This is a genomic window from Olivibacter sitiensis DSM 17696, from assembly GCF_000427965.1.
GTDB classification, from domain to species: domain Bacteria; phylum Bacteroidota; class Bacteroidia; order Sphingobacteriales; family Sphingobacteriaceae; genus Olivibacter; species Olivibacter sitiensis.
This window is the reverse complement of sequence record NZ_ATZA01000032.1, coordinates 26420-45385: the sequence shown is the minus strand read 5'-3', so window position 1 is coordinate 45385 and position 18966 is coordinate 26420. Positions and strand designations below refer to the sequence as shown.

The window sequence follows — 18966 nt, the reverse complement described above, 5'->3', positions numbered from 1 at the left end:
AATTGAAACATACCAACATATTGCCAACAGACGGGAGTGGAAAAAGTGAAATATTCTTTTGTCTCTAAATCATCGCTCGAAACCATTAATAATTATTTTAGATTTATTGATTTTGAGCAGCTTGACTTCTGGAGGTGCAGCTTTCTTTCCCCCGGCCGATTTGGCTAGTTTCCTTCTCCGCCCTTTTCCTATTTTGGTCTGTGAAGAAGTTGTGAAAACGGGATAGGCTTTTTTGACTACCTTTGCATTTATGAATTCGGATAACCAAGACTTTTCCAATAAAAACAAAGGTACATTTGCTGAAAGAAGGACGAAACTGAACAATCTCGTTAGCGGTTTGGGCAAACTACCTCCGCAAGCAGTAGACCTGGAGGAAGCTGTTTTGGGGGCGCTCATGCTCGAAAAAGACGCCCTTTCTACCGTGATCGATATTCTCAAGCCCGAAAGTTTCTATAAGGATGCCCATCAACAGATCTTTCAGGCCATCTATAGCTTATTTCAGAAATCCTCCCCCATCGATTTGCTTACGGTCACCGCAGAGCTACGGCAAATGGGAAGCTTGGAGATGGTTGGCGGAGCGTATTATATCACGCAACTGACAGATCGCGTGGTATCTGCCGCAAATATCGAGTACCATGCCCGTATCATCTCCCAAAAGTATATACAAAGGGAGCTGATAAAAATATCGACGGAAATCATCAATAACGCATACGAAGAAACAACTGATATATTTGATCTGCTAGATACGGCAGAAAAAAGCCTTTTCGATATTGCACAAAACAACCTTCGGCGAGATACGCGCAAAATGGATGATATTATGCGCGAGGCCGTCACCAACTTGGAGCTGTTACGAAACCGTACGGATTCGCTCACGGGAGTGCCTTCGGGCTTTACGGCACTAGACCGCGTAACCTCGGGGTGGCAACCTTCCGACCTTGTCATCATAGCGGCACGTCCAGCTATGGGTAAGACGGCATTTGTACTCACCTGCGCCCGAAATGCGGCGGTATTGCACGATAAACCCGTAGCTGTTTTTTCGCTGGAAATGTCGTCCGTACAACTCGTAAACCGCTTAATCTCCGGCGAAACAGAAATAGAACAGGAAAAACTCCGCAAAGGAACCCTGGCCGATCATGAGTGGACACAACTTCACTCCAGAATTGGCAAGCTAACGGATGCACCTCTCTTAATAGACGATACGCCAGCGCTAAATGTATTCGAGTTTCGGGCCAAATGCAGGAGACTCAAAGCCCAATACGATATCCAAATGGTCATAGTCGATTACCTGCAGTTGATGCATGGAAAACCAGAAGGCAAAGGCGGTGGAAACCGTGAACAAGAGATAGGTAGCATTTCCAGGGCCTTGAAATCGGTAGCAAAAGAGCTGAATATTCCCGTACTTGCGCTATCGCAACTGAGCCGTGCGGTAGAAAGTCGCCCAGGAGCCTCAAAAAGGCCGATGCTTTCCGACCTTCGTGAGTCGGGTTCCATCGAGCAAGATGCCGATATGGTTTTATTCCTATATCGTCCCGAATATTACGGATTAACAGAAGATGAAGAAGGTCGTCCAACGGCTGGCGTAGGCGAAGTTATTATCGCTAAACACAGAAACGGTGAGACTGGAATTGTCCCCCTAAAATTTGTGGGCAAGTTCGTCAAGTTTCAAGACCTGGATGAAGACTATGGCGCACCATTTGGTGGGTCTGCCGATGCCAACGATGCCAATCCGTTTGGAAGTAGCATCATGCCTTCATCCGAATTTGGCGGCATGATGGGAGATAGTGGAAGCATCACGCGCCCATCTCGCATGAACGACATGGATGAGGATGCGCCGTTTTAATTTAGGCTAAGGCCAAAGAAATGCTCCTGATTTCCTAAAATAAAAAATAAATGTATATTTGCAGCCGTATACAATATATGTATACACTGCTGATCAACATCTCTATTGTGGAGTCTTGATTTATAAAGAAGTGGCGAGAGACCGGCTCTATGACCCACTGGCAACCATCCAAAGCAGACATGGATAAGGTGCCAAATCCTGTCCCAGACAAACTGGGGAATATAAATAGTGAAGAAGACATGAACAAAACAACATTCCATCGAATTCCCATGTGCATGTGTATGCAATAGTCCTAATGCCATTTACAGGCAATCGACTATCATTTTGGCCACATACATCAATGCTTAATACAACACAATTAAAAAACATGGGACTTCATATATATCAACATAACGCAGCGTTTACCCTAAAAAACGGGGAAAAACTGGAAAAACTGAAAATAGCATATCATACTTTTGGCAAGCTCAATGCCAATAGAAACAATGTGGTGTGGGTTTGTCATGCACTAACGGCCAATTCCAATGTGATGGACTGGTGGCCTGGCCTATTTGGCAACCACGACTTTTTCAATCCCGAAGATTACTTTATCGTTTGCGCGAATATTCTAGGTTCACATTACGGCACAACCAGTCCACTGAGCGAAAACCCCAAAACGGGTCTGTCCTACTACTTATCTTTTCCGCAAATCACCATAAGGGACATGGTAAGTGCACATCAGCTGCTGGCAAGTCACCTGGGAATAAAAGACATCGAAGTACTCATAGGCGGCTCTTTAGGTGGTCAGCAGGCCGTGGAATGGGCTATTGACGAACCTCAAAGGATCAAGCACCTTATCTTGATGGCTACCAATGCCCAGCATTCGCCATGGGGTATAGCCTTCAACGAAAGCCAGCGTCTGGCCATTAGCAGTGACAGAACCTTTTACGCCAACCATCCCGATGGCGGCAAAAAGGGATTGAAAGCAGCAAGGAGCATAGCCCTCCTATCCTACCGGACTTACGTAACCTACGGCACCACACAGATGGAAGTCGATGATGACAAATTAGATCATTATAAAGCTTCCTCTTATCAAAACTACCAAGGAGATAAGCTGGTAAATCGTTACAACGCATACAGCTATTGGTACCTCAGCAAGGCGATGGACTCGCACCATGTAGGGCGTAACAGAAAAAGTACCGCCATTGCCTTGTCAAAAATCAATGCAAAAACCCTCGTCATTGGCATCACTACCGACCTGTTGTTTCCATTGGAAGAACAGCAATACCTTGCCCAGCATATCCCATTGGCAAAATTTGTGCCCATAGATTCATTTTATGGACATGATGGCTTCTTGATAGAGACCAAGCTAATCAGCAAAGAGATTGCCGATTTCCTGAAAAAAAACAGACCGGCATATATTCATCAACCGCTGCAGACACAACATTAACACATTTAAATTTCGCAAGACGATCAGAACATATGAGTAAAAAATTGACTATAGGTATTTTTGGTTTTGGTGTAGTGGGGCAAGGGCTTTATGATATTATCAAAACCAAAAATCTCAACCTGTCTATCAAACACTTTGTCATAAAGAACCCAAACAAAAAAAGAAGCTTACCAGCAGAATTGTTCCACACGGATGCTTCCATCATATTGGACGATCCCGAAATAAACACCGTAGTAGAGCTAATCGATGATGCAGAAGCTGCTTACCATATCGTAACTACCGCACTGAAAAATGGCAAGAATGTAGTATCTGCCAATAAGAAAATGATCGCCACTCATATTAGGGAGCTCACGGAGATACAACAGCAATACGGAACAAGCCTATTATACGAAGGTGCCGTTTGTGGCTCCATTCCCATCATTCGCAACCTGGAAGAATATTACGATAACGAACTGCTGCATGCTGTGACTGGCATCTTCAATGGCTCGTCAAACTATATCTTGTCCAAGATTTTCAACGAAGACATGGACTATAATGAAGCATTGAAACAGGCTCAAGACCTGGGCTATGCAGAGACAGACCCTACACTGGACGTAGGCGGCTATGATGCCAAATACAAGCTTACTATTGTTGCCTCACATGCGTATGGGCTATACGAAAACCCCGATGATATCCTTAATATTGGCATAGACAAACTATCTCATAGAGACATACAATATGCCCGTGAAAAAAACTTCAAAATAAAGCTCGTGCCTACGGCCAAGGAAATAGCAAATAATCAGGTGGTTCTTTACGTCCTCCCAAAACTAGTTGATAGCACGAGTATACTCTACACCGTAGAAAACGAATATAATGGTGTAGTGGTACAGGCAGCCTTTGCCGACCAGCAGTTTTTTTACGGCAAGGGAGCGGGTGGACACCCTACGGGTTCGGCCGTGCTCTCCGATATTACCGCCCTGCGTTACGATTACAGGTACGAGTACAAAAAGCACCTCACCTCAAACAATTCAGTCTATAGCACAGACTACAACCTTCGCATCTATTTGCGCTACGAAGATGAATCCATTATAGAATTATTGCATTTTAATCGCATTGACGAACGTTATTATGCTAACGGATACAAGTATGTAATCGGCGAGATCAATTTGAAACAATTAATAACTCATAGGGGAAAGATCGCGCAAGACGGTGTCTTCATTGCTGAAATAGATTGATCAATCTTCACATCAATATTTCAAAAAAAGCACATTTTAAACAATTTATTCAATATTTTTATACCAAATAACAAAATAGTATTTATACTTGCATCTGAAATAAGATGCCACGACTATGAATACTAACCAAAATCGTAGAGACTCCTATGTAAGCGGTGCGTCCGCTAATCCGCTATTGGGACAAACCATTGGCGAAAACTTAAGGGCGACTGTTGAGCAGTACCCGGACAATGAAGCATTGGTATGCACCGAACAAGGATATAGAGCCACCTACCGTTCATTTTGGGAACAGGTAACAGAAGTAGCCAAAGCTTTTGTGGCTGCAGGCGTAAAACAGGGCGACCGTGTGGGCATTTGGGCACCCAATAGGTTTGAATGGGTGTTGGTACAATATGCCACCGCACGTATAGGAGCCATCCTTGTCAACATCAACCCTGCCTACAGGGCCACGGAATTGGCCTTTGTACTGCAAAAGGCGGAAGTAAGCCTGTTGATCTCCGCACTCCATTTCAAAACCAGCGACTATGCTTCGCTAATAGCTCAAATATGGCATCAGTGCCCTTCACTTCGCGAAGTAATATACTTGGACAAAGACTGGGATAGCTTCTGTAAAAGCGGATCCCCCATATCGGATAACGAAATCGATACGATAGAAGAAGGTCTGCAATTTGACGACCCGATAAACATTCAATATACCTCCGGAACGACTGGCTTCCCAAAAGGTGTAACCCTAAGCCATCACAACATCTTGAACAATGGCTATTTCATCGGTAAACGCTTGAAATATACCGCCGCCGACAGGGTGTGCATACCTGTTCCCTTTTATCATTGCTTCGGCATGGTCATTGGCAACCTATGCTGCACCTCACATGGTGCAACGATGATAATACCCGCTGCCTCATTCTCACCTGCCAGTACACTGAAAACGGTGCAGGACGAACGGTGTACGTCACTTTATGGCGTACCTACCATGTTTATTACCGAATTGAACCTAGTTGATTTTGACAGCTACGATCTTAGCTCTTTGCGAACGGGCATTATGGCCGGATCGCCTTGCCCTACTGAAATCATGAAACAGGTAAAAACGAAGATGCATATGAACGAAGTGGGGGTATGCTACGGCATGACGGAGACCTCCCCGGTTTCTACACAGACAGAAGTAGGCGTAGCACTTGTCAAACAAGTAAGCACCGTAGGCACAGTACACGACCACCTGGAGATAAAAATCATCGATACTCAAACTGGTAAAATCGTTAAACGAGGTGTAAAAGGAGAAGTCTGTACTCGAGGTTATTCAGTGATGCTGGGCTACTGGAACGACCCTATTGCTACGGAGACCGTTCTTGATAAGAATGGATGGCTGCATACCGGCGACGAAGGTTCAATGGACGAAGAAGGCTTCATCAGTATCACTGGTAGAATAAAAGACGTCATTATCCGCGGCGGTGAAAACATATCTCCAAAGGAGATTGAAGAATTCCTTTACGGATTGGAAGAAATAGAAGATGTACAAGTTATAGGTGTACCCAGTGAGAAGTATGGCGAAGAGATCATGGCATGGGTGAAATTGCGAAACGGTCACCAAGCCAATGAACAACAGCTTAGAGACAAATGCATTGACCAGATAGCACACTATAAGATACCCAAGTATTGGAAATTTGTAGATAGCTTCCCTACCACCATAACTGGCAAAATCAGAAAGAAAGAGATGAGGGAAATATCTACAACAGAATTGTTTAATATAGTAAATGTTGACGAAAGATGAAGAGGGGTGCAAAAATCCGCTAAGTGTCTATGAGATTACACATTTTCCCTCTATCACTTTACTTTTGATCCTTTAAAGATGAGGTACCCCCAATATTCCGGCCAGTGCATGTCGATGATCCCTTGAGGACTCCATACCCAATTGTATTCGGGCAGCAACTTACCCGTGTCGGGATCTTTTTTCCTTTGATACTTTCCCTCCACTATCTCTGTTTTCCAATTGACCCTAGAGAAATTCAATCGCCATTCCGTGCCCTCTCTGGGTACAGGAGTTAACAGATCATCATATTTCAGCGCCTTAAAGGGAATAGCGAGCTCCACTATCCAATGCTTATCCTTATCGCTCGCATCATTAAGCGTCCCATCTATGGAAATAGCCGATTTCAATCCCTCCACGTTCCAGTCATGATCCGGTTGGCCACCATGCCTATACGGCGTAGGTATAAATAAATCAAATGTATTATTGATCGCGTTGATCTCTAGCTCAAAGTAATTGTTTGTATCTCCATCCGGATCAATGAATACTTCAAAATCATTTTCATGAAATACGATCTGATCTTTCACCGATTGGTATGCCCAAATATGTTCCTCCTCCAGCAAGGCAGCTATGTAGAGATATTCGTCGTCCCACAGCATTTTGGCACGTGTAGATTGTATTGGTTTAGCTTGTTTATCACCTTCTATATCCACAAAATAATCTGTCCACTCTGCCTTTTCCCAAGATTTCTCATCCAATTTGCCATCTATTTTTACCTTATCACGCACACGATAGCAGTTGTATTTCTTTGGAACAATTGACTGAGCGACAGTGTAAAATTGATGGCAATACATAATGCAGAAGACCATCAAAATAACTCGAAAATTCTTTTTTGACCGACGGAAGATTGATTTGTGAAGCATTTGATTGCGAAGATATTCAAAAAAACAACAGCAATAAAGACTCTAATACAAAATTTTCAGACATTAGCCATTCCCAAAGTCACGCAACGCGAAAGCGGAACCGATATTTACAAGTGCTTATCTATAAGGATAAGTATCCAATATACTATTTGGTCAGTTCTTGCTCCAAACGGAAGATCAGTCCCAGTTCAGATTTATTCCTACCTCGAAAAGCATAGGCAATCTTGTTAGCAGAATCGATAATTAACGTTGTGAGCTTCTTGTCCACAAAGCCTGGATGCTCCTGCACAAATTTGCAAAACCGTTGAAATGCCTTTTCCGAGCTGGGCTTTGTATCCACAAGCCAATCGAATACCGCTTCTATCTGATAAGCAGCATCGTACCCATATTCATCGAAAGAGGGTTCTAAGTCGAGCCATACATTGTTTAATAAGTACTTCACAGAAGCCACTTCTTTGTCGTCGATACGGTCGTCGCACGAGGCTATGCTATAAAATAGATGGGCCAGGTTTTCATAAAATTTCACCCACAGTGAATGAGGTCGTTCCATAGCAGTCAAGTTTAATGGTTTATATGGTCAAAGATAACAAATAACTCTCTGTGAAAACTGCCGCCGGCTATGATTAAAAATGACGGTGGTTATTATACCAAGATGGATATAGGCCAGAAATTATATTATTGACGAAGCGCCTACATAAGTCTGAACTCAAAAACACCAAAAAACTTGGCATATCGAGGCATTTTGGCTAAGTTTACCCATTCTTTTTTATAAACCGCGAAAATGGCACTAAGGCATAAGCGCATAGAGAAGATAAATCAGAAAAACCATTCATGTTAATCACATTGATAGTGCTTGGGGTATCCGTTGTGTTTTTCGCCATCGGGAAAGTACGGTCAGACATGGTAGCCGTCTGTGCGCTGGTATCCCTCATGTTGTTCAATATCCTTAGCCCTGAAGAGGCCTTGTCTGGCTTTTCGCATCCCATCGTTGTGATGATGGTCGGCCTCTTCGTGGTGGGGGGTGCGGTCATACAAACGGGATTGGCCAAGAAAATCAGTAATCGCATCATGCTTTTGGCTGGTTCCAGGCCTTTTCTCGTTTACCTATTAGTCATGTTGACCACTTCCGCCATTGGTGCCTTCGTGAGCAATACCGGAACAGTTGCCTTGATGCTGCCCATCGTAGTGAGCCTAGCCGCTTCTACCAACATCAGTTCCAGCCGCTTGCTGATGCCCATGGCCTTTGCCAGCAGCATGGGAGGCATGTTGACACTTATCGGTACCCCGCCCAACCTGGTCATCAGCAACGAACTGGTAAAGGCAGGTTACCCTGCCCTGGCATTTTTTTCCTTTAGCCCCATTGGGCTTGTTGTTGTGGCGGTAGGCATTGCCGCACTTTGGCCTTTGAGCCGTAAGTTCCTTTCGGAAAAAGGAAGTCCGGAAAGAAAACAAGCGAGGGGCAAATCCCTCGAGAACTTGGCCCAAGAATATCAACTTTCCAACAATCTCTACCGCCTACATGTGAGGCCCATTTCGCCGCTCTGCAACAAGAAAGTACACGAGATGAACATTGCCGAGCAGTACAATATCACCATCTTGGGCATCTCAAAAAAGATCGAGAAAGCAAAGCCATTTACAAAAGCTTTCAATCGCAAGTTCCCTACTCGGTCAACCGTCATCGCCCCTAAAGACAAATTGTACGTTGCAGGCCAATTCGAGGACGTAAAGGCTTTTGTGGAAAAAAACCATTTGGCATGGGCAGACAATAACGCCGACGATACTAAGCCTAGGACTTTTCCGGGAAACATTGCCTTTGACGACATAGGTCTGGCAGAAGTCGTAATCCTTTCCAACTCGCGCCTGGTCAATCAGCAAGTACGGAACTCAGGGTTCCGGGAAAAATACAACATCAACATATTGGGTATCCATAGAAATAGCCGTTATATACTGCAAGACCTGAAAAATGAAAAGATATTGGCAGGTGATGCACTCTTGGTACAAGGTGAATGGAAGGATATCTCCCGACTTGAGGAGGACACGACTGAATGGGTGGTGGTAGGCCAGCCCATGTCTGAAGCTTCCAAGATAACGCTCGATTATAAGGCACCATTGGCAGCACTGATCATGCTATCCATGGTACTGGTTTTGGCTTTTGACCTCTTACCTGCCGTAACGGCGGTAATGTTGGCTGCCGTGGCCATGATATTTACCGGTTGCCTGCGCAATATAGAAGCTGCCTATCAGACCATCAACTGGGAAAGCATATTGCTCATCGGTGCTATGTTGCCGATGTCTCTAGCATTGGAAAAAACAGGTGCTTCTGCCGCTATATCCAATTTTTTGGTAAATAGCTTAGGTAATATCGGCCCCCTATTTATGCTTGTGGGCATTTACCTAGCTACCTCGTTTCTGACCCTATTTATCAACAATACGGCTTCCGCGGTGTTATTCGCTCCCATCGCCATACAGTCGGCCACTGAATTGGGAGTTCATCCCCTGCCCTTCCTATTTGCCGTGGCGGTAGCAGCAAGCATGTGCTTTGCCAGTCCTTTTTCCACTCCCCCAAATGCCTTGGTCATGTCTGCCGGGCGATACACCTTCATGGACTACGTGAAGGTAGGGCTACCATTACAGCTTCTTTTTGCTATCGTGATGGCTTTTGTACTGCCATTGCTCTTTCCATTTTGAAGCACGATGGCTTTTTGTTGTCCAAATCGCACTCTCAAAGACGCTAACTTTTCTTTGCGTCCTTACGTTCTTAGCTTTGGGCGGGTAAGTTTGTGTGAGCCATATAAATTCAACGGCCCAAACTTGGCATATCAAAGCATTTTGGCTAAGTTTGCGCACTTATATTCAAAGCCATTTTCATCATGCTAGAGAAAGAAATTGCCAAAAGGAGAATCTTCGGTATCATCAGTCACCCCGATGCCGGAAAAACTACCTTGACGGAAAAGTTACTTTTATTTGGCGGTGCTATACAAAAGGCTGGAGCTGTCAAGAGCAATAAGGCCGACCGTGCAGCCACTTCCGATTTCATGGAGATAGAAAAGCAACGGGGCATCTCGGTAGCCACCTCCGTGATGGGCTTTGAATACAAAGGCTGCAAGATCAATATCTTGGATACCCCCGGGCACAAGGATTTTGCAGAGGACACATACAGAACCTTAACCGCGGTGGATTCGGTCATTCTCGTCGTAGACTGCGTGAAAGGCGTGGAAGAGCAGACTCGCAAGCTGATGAAGGTATGCCGTATGCGCCACATTCCCGTTATCATCTTCATCAACAAGATGGACCGCGAGGGAAAGGTTCCTTTTGACCTATTGGAAGAACTGGAAAAGGAACTCAATATTTCCACTCGGCCCCTCAGCTGGCCCATAGGTATAGGAAGCACCTTCAAGGGTGTATATCAGCTTTACCAAAAGAAGCTGAAACTTTTTAGTGGCCTTATCAAAAAACAAAGAGCCGAAGACGTGGTGCAGCTCGACAACCTGGAGGACCCCGAGCTGGACAAACAGATAGGCGAAAAGCCTGCACAAACCCTGCGCGAGGAAGTGGAGCTGGTAGAGGGCGTCTACGAACCTTTCGACCTATCGCTCTATCGCGCTGGATACTTGGCACCGGTATTTTTCGGGAGTGCCATTAATAACTTTGGCGTGGAGGAATTGCTCGATACGTTCATTGAAATAGCCCCGCCGCCACAAGCGAGGGAAACCAATGTGCGGACTATAAGTCCCAACGAAAACAAGTTCACGGGATTTATCTTTAAGATACATGCCAATCTAGACCCCAATCACCGCGACCGAATCGCATTCTGCCGCATATGCTCCGGCAAGTTCGAACGCAATAAGTTCTATACGCATACGCGACTGGGCAAAAAACTGAAATTTGCCTCCCCCACCAGTTTCATGGCCGATGCCAAGAGCTTGGTGGAAGAGGCCTGGCCGGGCGACGTAGTGGGCCTTTATGATGCCGGTAATTTCAAGATTGGCGACACCCTGACGGAAGGCGAGGATCTGAAATTCATGGGTATACCCAGCTTCTCCCCCGAAATATTCCGGGAAGTGGAGAATGCCGATCCAATGAAAAGCAAGCAATTTGAAAAAGGCATCAGCCAGCTGGTCGATGAAGGAGTGGCACAGCTTTTCTATCAAAACCAAAAAAGCCGAAAATTTGTAGGCACTGTGGGTGAACTGCAATTTGAGGTCATCAAATTCAGGATGCTGCACGAATACGGTGCTTCCTGTAACTTCCGTTCCATCGGTTTCCAAAAAGCCAGTTGGGTAAGCAGCGATAACGATCAGAGTTTACAGCAGTTCTTGCGTTCAAATGCCAGCCGTGTTGGCGCCGATAAGGAAGGGAAGCCTGTCTATTTCTCGCATTCGCAATGGGATATCGACACGGAGAAGCGCAATTTTCCCGATGTGGTTTTCCATGAAACCTCCGAGTGGTAGCAGAAAGCTAGCGTGGAATGATCTATACCACAACAGCTTGACCTTTTTAAATAATTACCGCTCAAATTATTTGTCCTCACAAAGGAAAAGAACTAAATTTGACATGAAGTTGAGTTTGATGTTTGGACGAATGGAACATATGCCGAAGCTATTAAAAAAATACGCTCAACATTTTTATCTCAAAGCGGCCGCTCGATGTATCGGTTTATTGTTGACCTTGGTTTCGACAGCCTACGCACAAAGACCAGGAAACGAACTGGAGCCCTCACGCTCACATGCCGATACGACACGCCAAGTGGACCTTATCGACATCGCTAAAAATCTATTGAAAATCTCACCGCCTAAAGGCCCAGACAGCACAGAAGGCAAGCAATTTTATTTTTCCTTTCTTCCATTCTCTTCCGAGGTGCCAGGTGGTGGAACAGCCTTGATTACCAGTACCACTGCCGGTTTTTATAAAGGTGACAGAAATACCACCAACATGTCCAGGATTACGTTCACGCCTTACTGGAATTTCGGTAAACGCTTCGGTTTGCCCATTCGATCTTATGTATGGTTCAAAAACAACGAATGGGTGATCATGGGCGACACACGTTTCTTGCGTTATCCGCAATACACATGGGGCCTGGGCAATCAATATGGCGAAGAAGACAAATTTTTGATCAACTACACCTATATTAGATTTTACCAACATGCCCTGCGGCGGCTCAGCAACCATTTCTATGTCGGGCTAGGCTATAACATGGACAGCCGAATGAATATCAGGGCCGATGCCGAAAACGGCAATTTTGCCGAATACGTAAACTATGACTATGGCACGGGAGATGGCTCTAATAGCCTGTCATCGGGAGTAAGCCTCAATCTGTTGTATGATACGCGAACCAACTCCATTAACCCTTTGGATGGCTGTTATGCCTATTTTCAATATCGGGTCAATCCAACATTATTGGGGAGCGATCACTTGTGGCGCTCTACTTATTTGGACCTAAGGAAGTACTTTCGGTTCACCCAAGACGTCAACAAGCAAAATATGCTGGGTTTATGGATGTACTATTGGGGGGTATTGGATACTGCCGTACCCTATCTGGATCTTCCCAGCATTGGCTGGGACGTATATAACCGCTCAGGGAGGGGCTTTGACCAAAACCGGCATCGCGGGCGCCATCTCCTATACTTCGAATCCGAATACAGAAAGGATATCACGGCAAACGGATTGTTGGGCTTTGTAGTTTTTGCCAACACCAATACCGTAAGTGGACCAAAAAGTAGATTGATGCGAGACTGGCACGCGGCTATAGGCACGGGCCTAAGAATAAAATTCAACAAAGGAGCCGGAACCAACATCGCCATAGATTTTGGGAAAAGCAAAGACTTCAGCGGATTTCAGATCGGTCTGGATGAAGTATTTTGAATTGCCTTTTTTACTTTTGCCTTTTTAGTTTTTACTTAACACTAATGAAAGGTATCTAAATAAAGATCTTCCACTTTCTTCCTTGCCCAAGGCGTTCTTCTTAGAAAATGAAGGCTGGACTTAACAGTCGGATTATTCGCAAAACAGTTGATACGCACCAATCGGGCCAGCTCATCCCATCCGTAATGCTCCTGCAATTTCGTCACTATCGTTTCCAGCTTCACCCCGTGCAAAGGATTATTGGGCTGTGTATTGTTTTCCATATTCCAGTTTTTTCTAACGCAACGAAGATAAAAAATATCATTATATTCGTTGCCATGTATATCAGAGAGCTTTTCCCTATACTTTCTTCCTGTACCTATCTCAATACGGCAAGTACGGGATTGCTGTCTTCTTCTCACTACCAGTGGCGTCGCCAGCACGACACTGCCTATCTAGAACAGGGAAGTTATTTCCGCATCCATCAGGCTGATTTTTTGTGCGAGGTAAAGGCAAGTATAGCTCGCTTTATCCACGCAAATCCGAGCCGAACTTACCTAATACCCAATTTTTCCTTCGGTTTCAATACCGTACTCAACGGCTTGGCACCCAAACAGCGTATCTTGCTACTGGAGAACGACTACCCTTCCATCAATTACGCCGTCCAAAAACATGCCATAGAGTCCATAAGTATTCCCTTGGGGAAAAACATGGAAGAGGATATCCTGCAGGCCGTACAAGAGCATGGGCCAACGGTTTTTGCCTTTAGCATGACGCAATATTTGGATGGCCTACAAATAGACCTTGATTTTCTGAAAGACCTAAAGCAACGCTATTCACACTTGCTGCTAGTTGCCGACGCTACCCAATATTGTGGCGCGAGGCCATTTGATTTCGAAAAATCGGCAATAGATATACTTATCTGCAGTGGCTACAAATGGCTATTGGCCGGCTATGGCAATGGCTTTGTCTGCCTAAAGGAAGATGCTGCCGAGCAGCTATTTGCCGTTACCAAAGAAATGAGAAAACCTCAAGAACCATTTTTGCAAGACAAGGACCATCTGTCCTTCTTCTTCGAACCAGGACATCAGGATACGTTGTCCTATGGCACTTTGCAGCACAGCCTACAGCTCTTCGAGCAATTTGACTTCCCATTATTGACCCAGCAATTGCAGCAGTTGGCGGAGAAAGCCAAAGAGGGTTTTATCCAGCGAGGCCTTCTCAGCGAAAAGGTAGCGCAACGGAGATATGCACACTCCAATATATTTAGCTTACATATTTCAACGGAAAAGTACCAGCAGCTACAAATGGCAAAAATAGTCTGCCTACCTCGTGGAGAGGGTATACGGGTAGCCTTTCACATATATAATACAGCAGATGATCTTGATCATCTCTTGGAAGTGTTGGACACTTAGCTCGAACCTACTGTACGCAAATGGGCAAGAGGTGTCCGATAACGAACAACGGATCATGACACATATCCCATTAACCAAATAACTATCAAGTAGTTATTTTTTTGGTCGGGTTTGTGGTCTTGGAAAGAGAACGTCAATTATACAAATATAAAAATGATAGAACTAGAGCATATCTTTAAATGGTACAATACGGGGGGCATTCGCAATTTTGTATTGAAAGACATTAACCTCACCATCAATGAAGGTGAATTTGTCTCCATCATGGGGCCTTCGGGCTCTGGCAAATCTACCCTTCTGCATATTTTGGGCCTCTTGGACGAGCCGGATGAAGGCAGCTACCACTTCCTTGGAGAAGATGTACTGCGACTGAAAGAAAAGCAACGATCAACTATATATAAGGAACATGTAGGTTTTGTATTCCAAGCATACCACCTCATAGACGAGCTGACAGTTTATGAAAACATCGAAACCCCCTTGATCTACAAAAACTTAAAAGGAAGCGAACGTAAAGCCATTGTGGCCGATCTCCTGGACAGGTTTGGCATCGTGGGCAAAAAAGACCTTTTCCCTACCCAGCTTTCCGGTGGACAGCAGCAACTCGTAGGTATTGCCAGGGCATTGGCTACCAAACCCAAGTTGCTTTTGGCCGATGAGCCTACGGGGAACCTCAACTCCAAGCAAGGGGATGAGATTATGCAATTGTTCAAGCAATTGAACGACGAAGACGGCGTCACCATTATTCAGGTAACACACTCGGAAAAAAATGCCGAATATGGCTCTAGGATTATTGAACTTCTGGATGGACAGGTGGTTAAGTAGTTTCTCCAAGCCACAAATCATTAAAGCCAAAAAGCCATTTCTAGCATTAGAAATGGCTTTTTGGCTTTAATTCTCCCCTTTGGCAGTAATTTATATCTACGCCATAACAGCCAAGGTGCGCTTACGCAAGTAGAAGCGCATAATCTCACTCTAATGCAACAGCCCATACTCGGTAGCCAACTTAATGACCGATGAAAGGTTCTTTACATCGAATTTCTCCATGAGGTTCTTTCTATGACTCTCCACGGTATGTGGGCTGATGAAAAGCTTATCTCCTATTTGAACGGTCGTGAGTCCTTCGGCTACGCATTGCAATATCTCCCTCTCCCTACGCGTGATCTTGGGCACCACTTGCAAGCCTTCGTTCTCTTTTTTTGTTACGATCTGCTTCGTCTGCGAGCACAAAAACCTCTTGCCTGCCATCACCGTGCGAATGCCATCTACAATCTCCGTACTAACCACATTTTTTTGAATGTAGCCGTCCGCCCCCTTGATGAGCATGCTGTTTATAACCGCAAATTCATTATGAACGCTGAGGATGATAACCTTCATATCCGTATACCGCGTCTTGATTTTAGGCGCTAGGTCCAAACCGCTCATGTCTGGCAGATTGATGTCCAGCAATAAGACGTCAGGACGATTTCCCTTCAAGCTATCAAGCAGCGTTTCACCATTCGAAAATACGTCCTGTACGTAAAACCCTTCCTGCTTATCCAACAGATTCTTCAATCCATCCAGTACGATAGGATGGTCGTCAGCTATGGCAATATTAATCATATATTCTTACTTATTGGAAATTCAATTTCTATCGTTGTACCTTGACCTAAGCGTGAATCGACATGCATCTCGCCTTGCAAATACTGTAATCTTGAATGTATATTGAGCAATCCGGCTCCCATTCCTTTTTGCTGCTGCCCATTCTGGTCAAATCCAATCCCATCGTCCTCCACCGTAAGGAAAGCGCGGTCGCCACTCACTTGGTACTGTACCAAAATATGGGTTGCACGGCCATGTTTCAATCCATTATTCACCAGTTCCTGAATAATTCGGTACACCATGACCTCATCATGCGCATTCAGCTGCTGTTTATAATTGATGATTTGAGCTTCTACCCTCACTTTCTTGCTCACCCTAGAGCAAAACTCCTTGATAGCCTCCTTCAAGCCATATTTCAGCACCAATTCTGGCATGAGATTATGGGCTACTCTTCTCAGCTCATCCACCGCAGCGTCGATATGCCCCAGCGACCTATTCAGCAAGGACTTAAAAGGTGCAACTTCTTTTGCCAATCCTAGTTCCGAAAGCTCTATTTTAGTTCCGGATAGAAGCCCTCCCAACCCGTCATGCAGATCCCTTGCCAAGCGCGCACGCTCCTTCTCCTGACCTTCCAGCATAGCCGTCAAATTGGAAATCTCCTGCTCCTGTTTCACTTTTTGCAGGGCCAGCAAGTGTACTTCGGCCTGCTGTTTAAGGCTGGTCGATCGCTGCTTGTACACATAATATACCAACACGAGAATGAGCAAAAACACCAGCATCAACAAAAAATAGACGCGATTGAGCTTTTTATTGCTTTCAATCTCTTGCCGCATCAAGGCCTTTTCCTGTCCGTGTTGTTCCGATCGCAGTCGTGCGAGCGAAAGTGCCTGCTCATTTTTTTCGGACTGAAGCTTGAACATAACAATCTCTTGTCGTTGGTTTTCTTCTTTCAAGGCCATATTTGCCAATTGCTGTTCGCTCTGCTTTGCTACCGAACGCATCAAAGCCAATTGTTGCTCTTTTTTCTCGTCCTCCAATTTCAGGTAAGCTAGCTGCTGCATTTGCTTCTCTTTCTCAAACTGGGCTTCCAACCTCCGGCCAATCTCCATCTTATCAGCATCATATATGTCTTTGTATATTTGCTGGTACTGCTTGTAGTAATGCAGGGACTGTTCAGTGTCGCCTTCCTGTTCATAGACATTGGCCAAACCTTGATAAATACGTGAAAGGATAATCCTATCTGCCATAGAGTCCTGCATAATCTCGTTCATAGCTTGCAATAAATAGCGTTTTGTCCCTTCAATATTGCCATCTTGCATTTCATATTCGGAGAGGATGCCATATGCGGAAGCCACAAAAGTATACTGATGTGTCTTTTTTCCCAATTCTATAGCCATATGGGCATATTTTATGGCCTCTGGCTTGGAGCTTTCCGGATAAAATTCCATGAATAAATTGGCGAGATTGAGTGCCACATGTGGCAAATTGGATGGCACGAGCATTCTCCCCTCGTTAGCCTCATAAATGGATATAGCCCTTTGGTAGTAGTAATGTGCCGAGTCGCGAAGAGCTACTTCTCCCTCTTTTTCCCGATATAGGTTTTCATATACCCCTCCCAACATCCGGTTGGCATCAAAAGCGAGGGAAATATCCTTGATGGATTGAGCCAGATCCAAGGTAAGCTCCGCATATTTTTTCTGTAGGCCATAGTCGCCCCATTCGGCATATATGCTATAGAGTTCTTTGTATATGGCCGATTTATAGTCGTTAGTTTTTGCCAGGTCCAGCGTTTTCAGTGCTTCCACAAAACTATTAACGGCCTCCACAGGCTTATTATCCCTATACTTAAGCCAACCTTCACAATAACTCACATAACCGCGTATTCGGTTGTCTGTCGTGTATTGCTTGTAGTATAAGGCACTATCAAGCGCGTTTTGTGACAAGTCATCCTCATCCAGAATCTTGTAGTTCATCGCTTGAATAGCATATAGGTATGCGGCATAGCGGCCGTCTTTGGCCTTCCTGCACAGGGCTATATTTTGTGCCAGCAGCTGCATCCCCTCACCTTCCTGCTGGTTGAAGAACAGTGCTGTGCTATACTTTCCAGCCAACAACCATTTCTCTTCCTTTGTTATGTTCTTTGATGCATATAGATGAGCCAAGGAGTCTAAACTTCCCTGTGCCGACGCCAAGAATGGCAACAGCACAAACAGGCTGTATAATACGCATACTAACAATAAATTCCTATATCTTTCTATCATTATTCATTCAATTTGGGCGGCTTTATTATTTCCACTATATGGAGCGACTCTGGCAATAGAAAAAAATCGGCACCAACTTTTACCTTGGAAACCCCAGTGGCCTCAATACCCTTCCGTATTTCCCCTTGCCCATCGGTAAGAAATATACCCAGTATACCGTGTCCTTCGTGATGTAAAAAAGAATAGGGTTTCCATGCCGCTTCCGGCAAATCATCCGTAAAATAAACCAAAACCTGCTCATCCACCAAATGGCTGGAAGAGAAAATCTTGGGATAAATGGTCAGTCCGGCTACCTCGCCCGATTTGTTCAGCCACTGGCCTTTATAGTCCTTGGGCCACAGATAGAAAAAGCTATCCTGCATCATCCAGTTGTCCGGCATCACGCCGCTAGGCCATAAAAGCTCTTCTGCACGCGTACCATTAACCATGTAATGTATTTTTCCCTTTGCATTGCCTAGCTCATAGAGCGAATCCGTATATACCCATTTAAAGGCTCCGTCGCGGTAGTATAAGCTTACTAGTCCATAATCCGCAAATACAGCATAAGCGAAATCGGAACCCGAAACGCTGTCCTTTTCGATATATTTAAAATCCACTTTCCAAACTTCCAAGGAATCTTGCGCCATGGCGGGTCCTTTGATAAATAGACACCCACTGATGAGCATCAAAACACTGAAAAGTTTCCTTTGACCCCCTATTTTCATTTTAGCTTAATTTCTATTTGTTGTTG

At 44.8% G+C, this 18966-nt stretch carries 15 protein-coding genes and 1 riboswitch; of the genes, 9 read left to right on the top strand and 6 right to left on the bottom strand.

All coding sequences use genetic code 11. From position 1 onward, the window contains the following. Positions 1–250: 250 nt before the first annotated feature. The 4 genes from dnaB to A37S_RS0115680 all read left to right on the top strand — a co-directional run bounded on the left by dnaB (position 251) and on the right by A37S_RS0115680 (position 6245). Positions 251–1840, top strand: coding sequence for a replicative DNA helicase (dnaB, locus tag A37S_RS0115695; RefSeq protein ID WP_028297813.1), 1590 nt, complete (start codon positions 251–253; stop codon positions 1838–1840). A 117-nt stretch (positions 1841–1957) separates the two neighbouring features. Further along, a riboswitch (SAM riboswitch) is annotated at positions 1958–2068 on the top strand. A 139-nt stretch (positions 2069–2207) separates the two neighbouring features. Then, positions 2208–3266, top strand: a complete 1059-nt coding sequence (locus A37S_RS0115690) for a homoserine O-acetyltransferase family protein (RefSeq protein ID WP_028297812.1) — start codon at positions 2208–2210, stop codon at positions 3264–3266. Positions 3267–3298: 32 nt separating this feature from the next. Beyond that, positions 3299–4480 (top strand): homoserine dehydrogenase, encoded by a 1182-nt coding sequence (locus tag A37S_RS0115685; protein WP_028297811.1) that lies wholly within the window; start codon positions 3299–3301, stop codon positions 4478–4480. Between the two features lie 115 nt (positions 4481–4595). After that, positions 4596–6245, top strand: coding sequence for an AMP-binding protein (locus A37S_RS0115680; protein WP_028297810.1), 1650 nt, complete (start codon positions 4596–4598; stop codon positions 6243–6245). Between the two features lie 53 nt (positions 6246–6298). On the opposite strand, the gene A37S_RS24935 is transcribed toward A37S_RS0115680, so the two are convergent. Next, positions 6299–7009 (bottom strand): carbohydrate-binding family 9-like protein, encoded by a 711-nt coding sequence (locus tag A37S_RS24935; protein ID WP_036602784.1) that lies wholly within the window; start codon positions 7007–7009, stop codon positions 6299–6301. 280 nt (positions 7010–7289) lie between these two features. Continuing rightward, positions 7290–7694, bottom strand: a complete 405-nt coding sequence (locus A37S_RS0115670) for a hypothetical protein (RefSeq protein ID WP_028297809.1) — start codon at positions 7692–7694, stop codon at positions 7290–7292. A gap of 281 nt (positions 7695–7975) precedes the next feature. On the opposite strand from A37S_RS0115670, the gene A37S_RS0115665 reads away from it, so the two are divergent. From A37S_RS0115665 to A37S_RS0115655, 3 genes are all read left to right on the top strand, one after another. Beyond that, positions 7976–9832, top strand: a complete 1857-nt coding sequence (locus tag A37S_RS0115665) for an SLC13 family permease (protein WP_028297808.1) — start codon at positions 7976–7978, stop codon at positions 9830–9832. Positions 9833–10014: 182 nt separating this feature from the next. Continuing rightward, positions 10015–11595: a peptide chain release factor 3 gene (locus A37S_RS0115660; RefSeq protein WP_036602780.1), complete on the top strand. Its 1581-nt coding sequence runs from the start codon at positions 10015–10017 to the stop codon at positions 11593–11595. Positions 11596–11734: 139 nt separating this feature from the next. Then, positions 11735–13006 carry a BamA/TamA family outer membrane protein gene (locus tag A37S_RS0115655; RefSeq protein ID WP_051293230.1) on the top strand — a complete coding sequence of 424 codons (1272 nt, stop codon included), beginning with the start codon at positions 11735–11737 and terminating at the stop codon, positions 13004–13006. A 41-nt stretch (positions 13007–13047) separates the two neighbouring features. Here A37S_RS0115655 and A37S_RS0115650 read toward each other — a convergent pair whose 3' ends face one another. Then, the gene (locus A37S_RS0115650) at positions 13048–13269 is read right to left on the bottom strand and encodes a VF530 family protein (RefSeq protein ID WP_028297805.1); all 222 of its coding nucleotides are present in this window, start codon (positions 13267–13269) and stop codon (positions 13048–13050) included. A 54-nt stretch (positions 13270–13323) separates the two neighbouring features. Between A37S_RS0115650 and A37S_RS0115645 the strand changes: the two genes are divergently transcribed. Next, positions 13324–14400: an aminotransferase class V-fold PLP-dependent enzyme gene (locus A37S_RS0115645; RefSeq protein ID WP_028297804.1), complete on the top strand. Its 1077-nt coding sequence runs from the start codon at positions 13324–13326 to the stop codon at positions 14398–14400. A 153-nt stretch (positions 14401–14553) separates the two neighbouring features. After that, on the top strand, positions 14554–15219 hold the full coding sequence (locus A37S_RS0115640) for an ABC transporter ATP-binding protein (protein WP_028297803.1): 666 nt from the start codon (positions 14554–14556) through the stop codon (positions 15217–15219). Between the two features lie 150 nt (positions 15220–15369). Here A37S_RS0115640 and A37S_RS0115635 read toward each other — a convergent pair whose 3' ends face one another. From A37S_RS0115635 to A37S_RS0115625, 3 genes are read right to left on the bottom strand one after another with little or no spacing between them, the layout of a single operon-like run. Then, the gene (locus A37S_RS0115635) at positions 15370–15996 is read right to left on the bottom strand and encodes a response regulator (protein ID WP_028297802.1); all 627 of its coding nucleotides are present in this window, start codon (positions 15994–15996) and stop codon (positions 15370–15372) included. Continuing rightward, complete coding sequence (locus tag A37S_RS0115630) at positions 15993–18236, bottom strand: ATP-binding protein (protein WP_051293229.1); 2244 nt, start codon at positions 18234–18236, stop codon at positions 15993–15995. Before A37S_RS0115630 ends, A37S_RS0115635 begins: the two co-directional genes overlap by 4 nt. Further along, positions 18236–18940, bottom strand: a complete 705-nt coding sequence (locus A37S_RS0115625) for a hypothetical protein (protein ID WP_028297800.1) — start codon at positions 18938–18940, stop codon at positions 18236–18238. Before A37S_RS0115625 ends, A37S_RS0115630 begins: the two co-directional genes overlap by 1 nt. Positions 18941–18966 lie beyond the last annotated feature (26 nt).

Bases quoted from the DNA above. Each gene is read 5' to 3' on its own strand.
- A37S_RS0115690 (WP_028297812.1), top strand. From the start codon at position 2,208: ATGGGACTTCATATATATCAACATAACGCAGCGTTTACCCTAAAAAAC.
- A37S_RS0115635 (WP_028297802.1), bottom strand. From the start codon at position 15,996: ATGATTAATATTGCCATAGCTGACGACCATCCTATCGTACTGGATGGA.
- A37S_RS0115640 (WP_028297803.1), top strand. From the start codon at position 14,554: ATGATAGAACTAGAGCATATCTTTAAATGGTACAATACGGGGGGCATT.
- A37S_RS0115645 (WP_028297804.1), top strand. From the start codon at position 13,324: ATGTATATCAGAGAGCTTTTCCCTATACTTTCTTCCTGTACCTATCTC.
- A37S_RS0115670 (WP_028297809.1), bottom strand. From the start codon at position 7,694: ATGGAACGACCTCATTCACTGTGGGTGAAATTTTATGAAAACCTGGCC.
- A37S_RS0115660 (WP_036602780.1), top strand. From the start codon at position 10,015: ATGCTAGAGAAAGAAATTGCCAAAAGGAGAATCTTCGGTATCATCAGT.
- A37S_RS0115625 (WP_028297800.1), bottom strand. From the start codon at position 18,940: ATGAAAATAGGGGGTCAAAGGAAACTTTTCAGTGTTTTGATGCTCATC.
- A37S_RS0115650 (WP_028297805.1), bottom strand. From the start codon at position 13,269: ATGGAAAACAATACACAGCCCAATAATCCTTTGCACGGGGTGAAGCTG.
- A37S_RS0115630 (WP_051293229.1), bottom strand. From the start codon at position 18,236: ATGATAGAAAGATATAGGAATTTATTGTTAGTATGCGTATTATACAGC.
- A37S_RS0115680 (WP_028297810.1), top strand. From the start codon at position 4,596: ATGAATACTAACCAAAATCGTAGAGACTCCTATGTAAGCGGTGCGTCC.
- A37S_RS0115655 (WP_051293230.1), top strand. From the start codon at position 11,735: ATGCCGAAGCTATTAAAAAAATACGCTCAACATTTTTATCTCAAAGCG.
- dnaB (WP_028297813.1), top strand. From the start codon at position 251: ATGAATTCGGATAACCAAGACTTTTCCAATAAAAACAAAGGTACATTT.
- A37S_RS0115685 (WP_028297811.1), top strand. From the start codon at position 3,299: ATGAGTAAAAAATTGACTATAGGTATTTTTGGTTTTGGTGTAGTGGGG.
- A37S_RS0115665 (WP_028297808.1), top strand. From the start codon at position 7,976: ATGTTAATCACATTGATAGTGCTTGGGGTATCCGTTGTGTTTTTCGCC.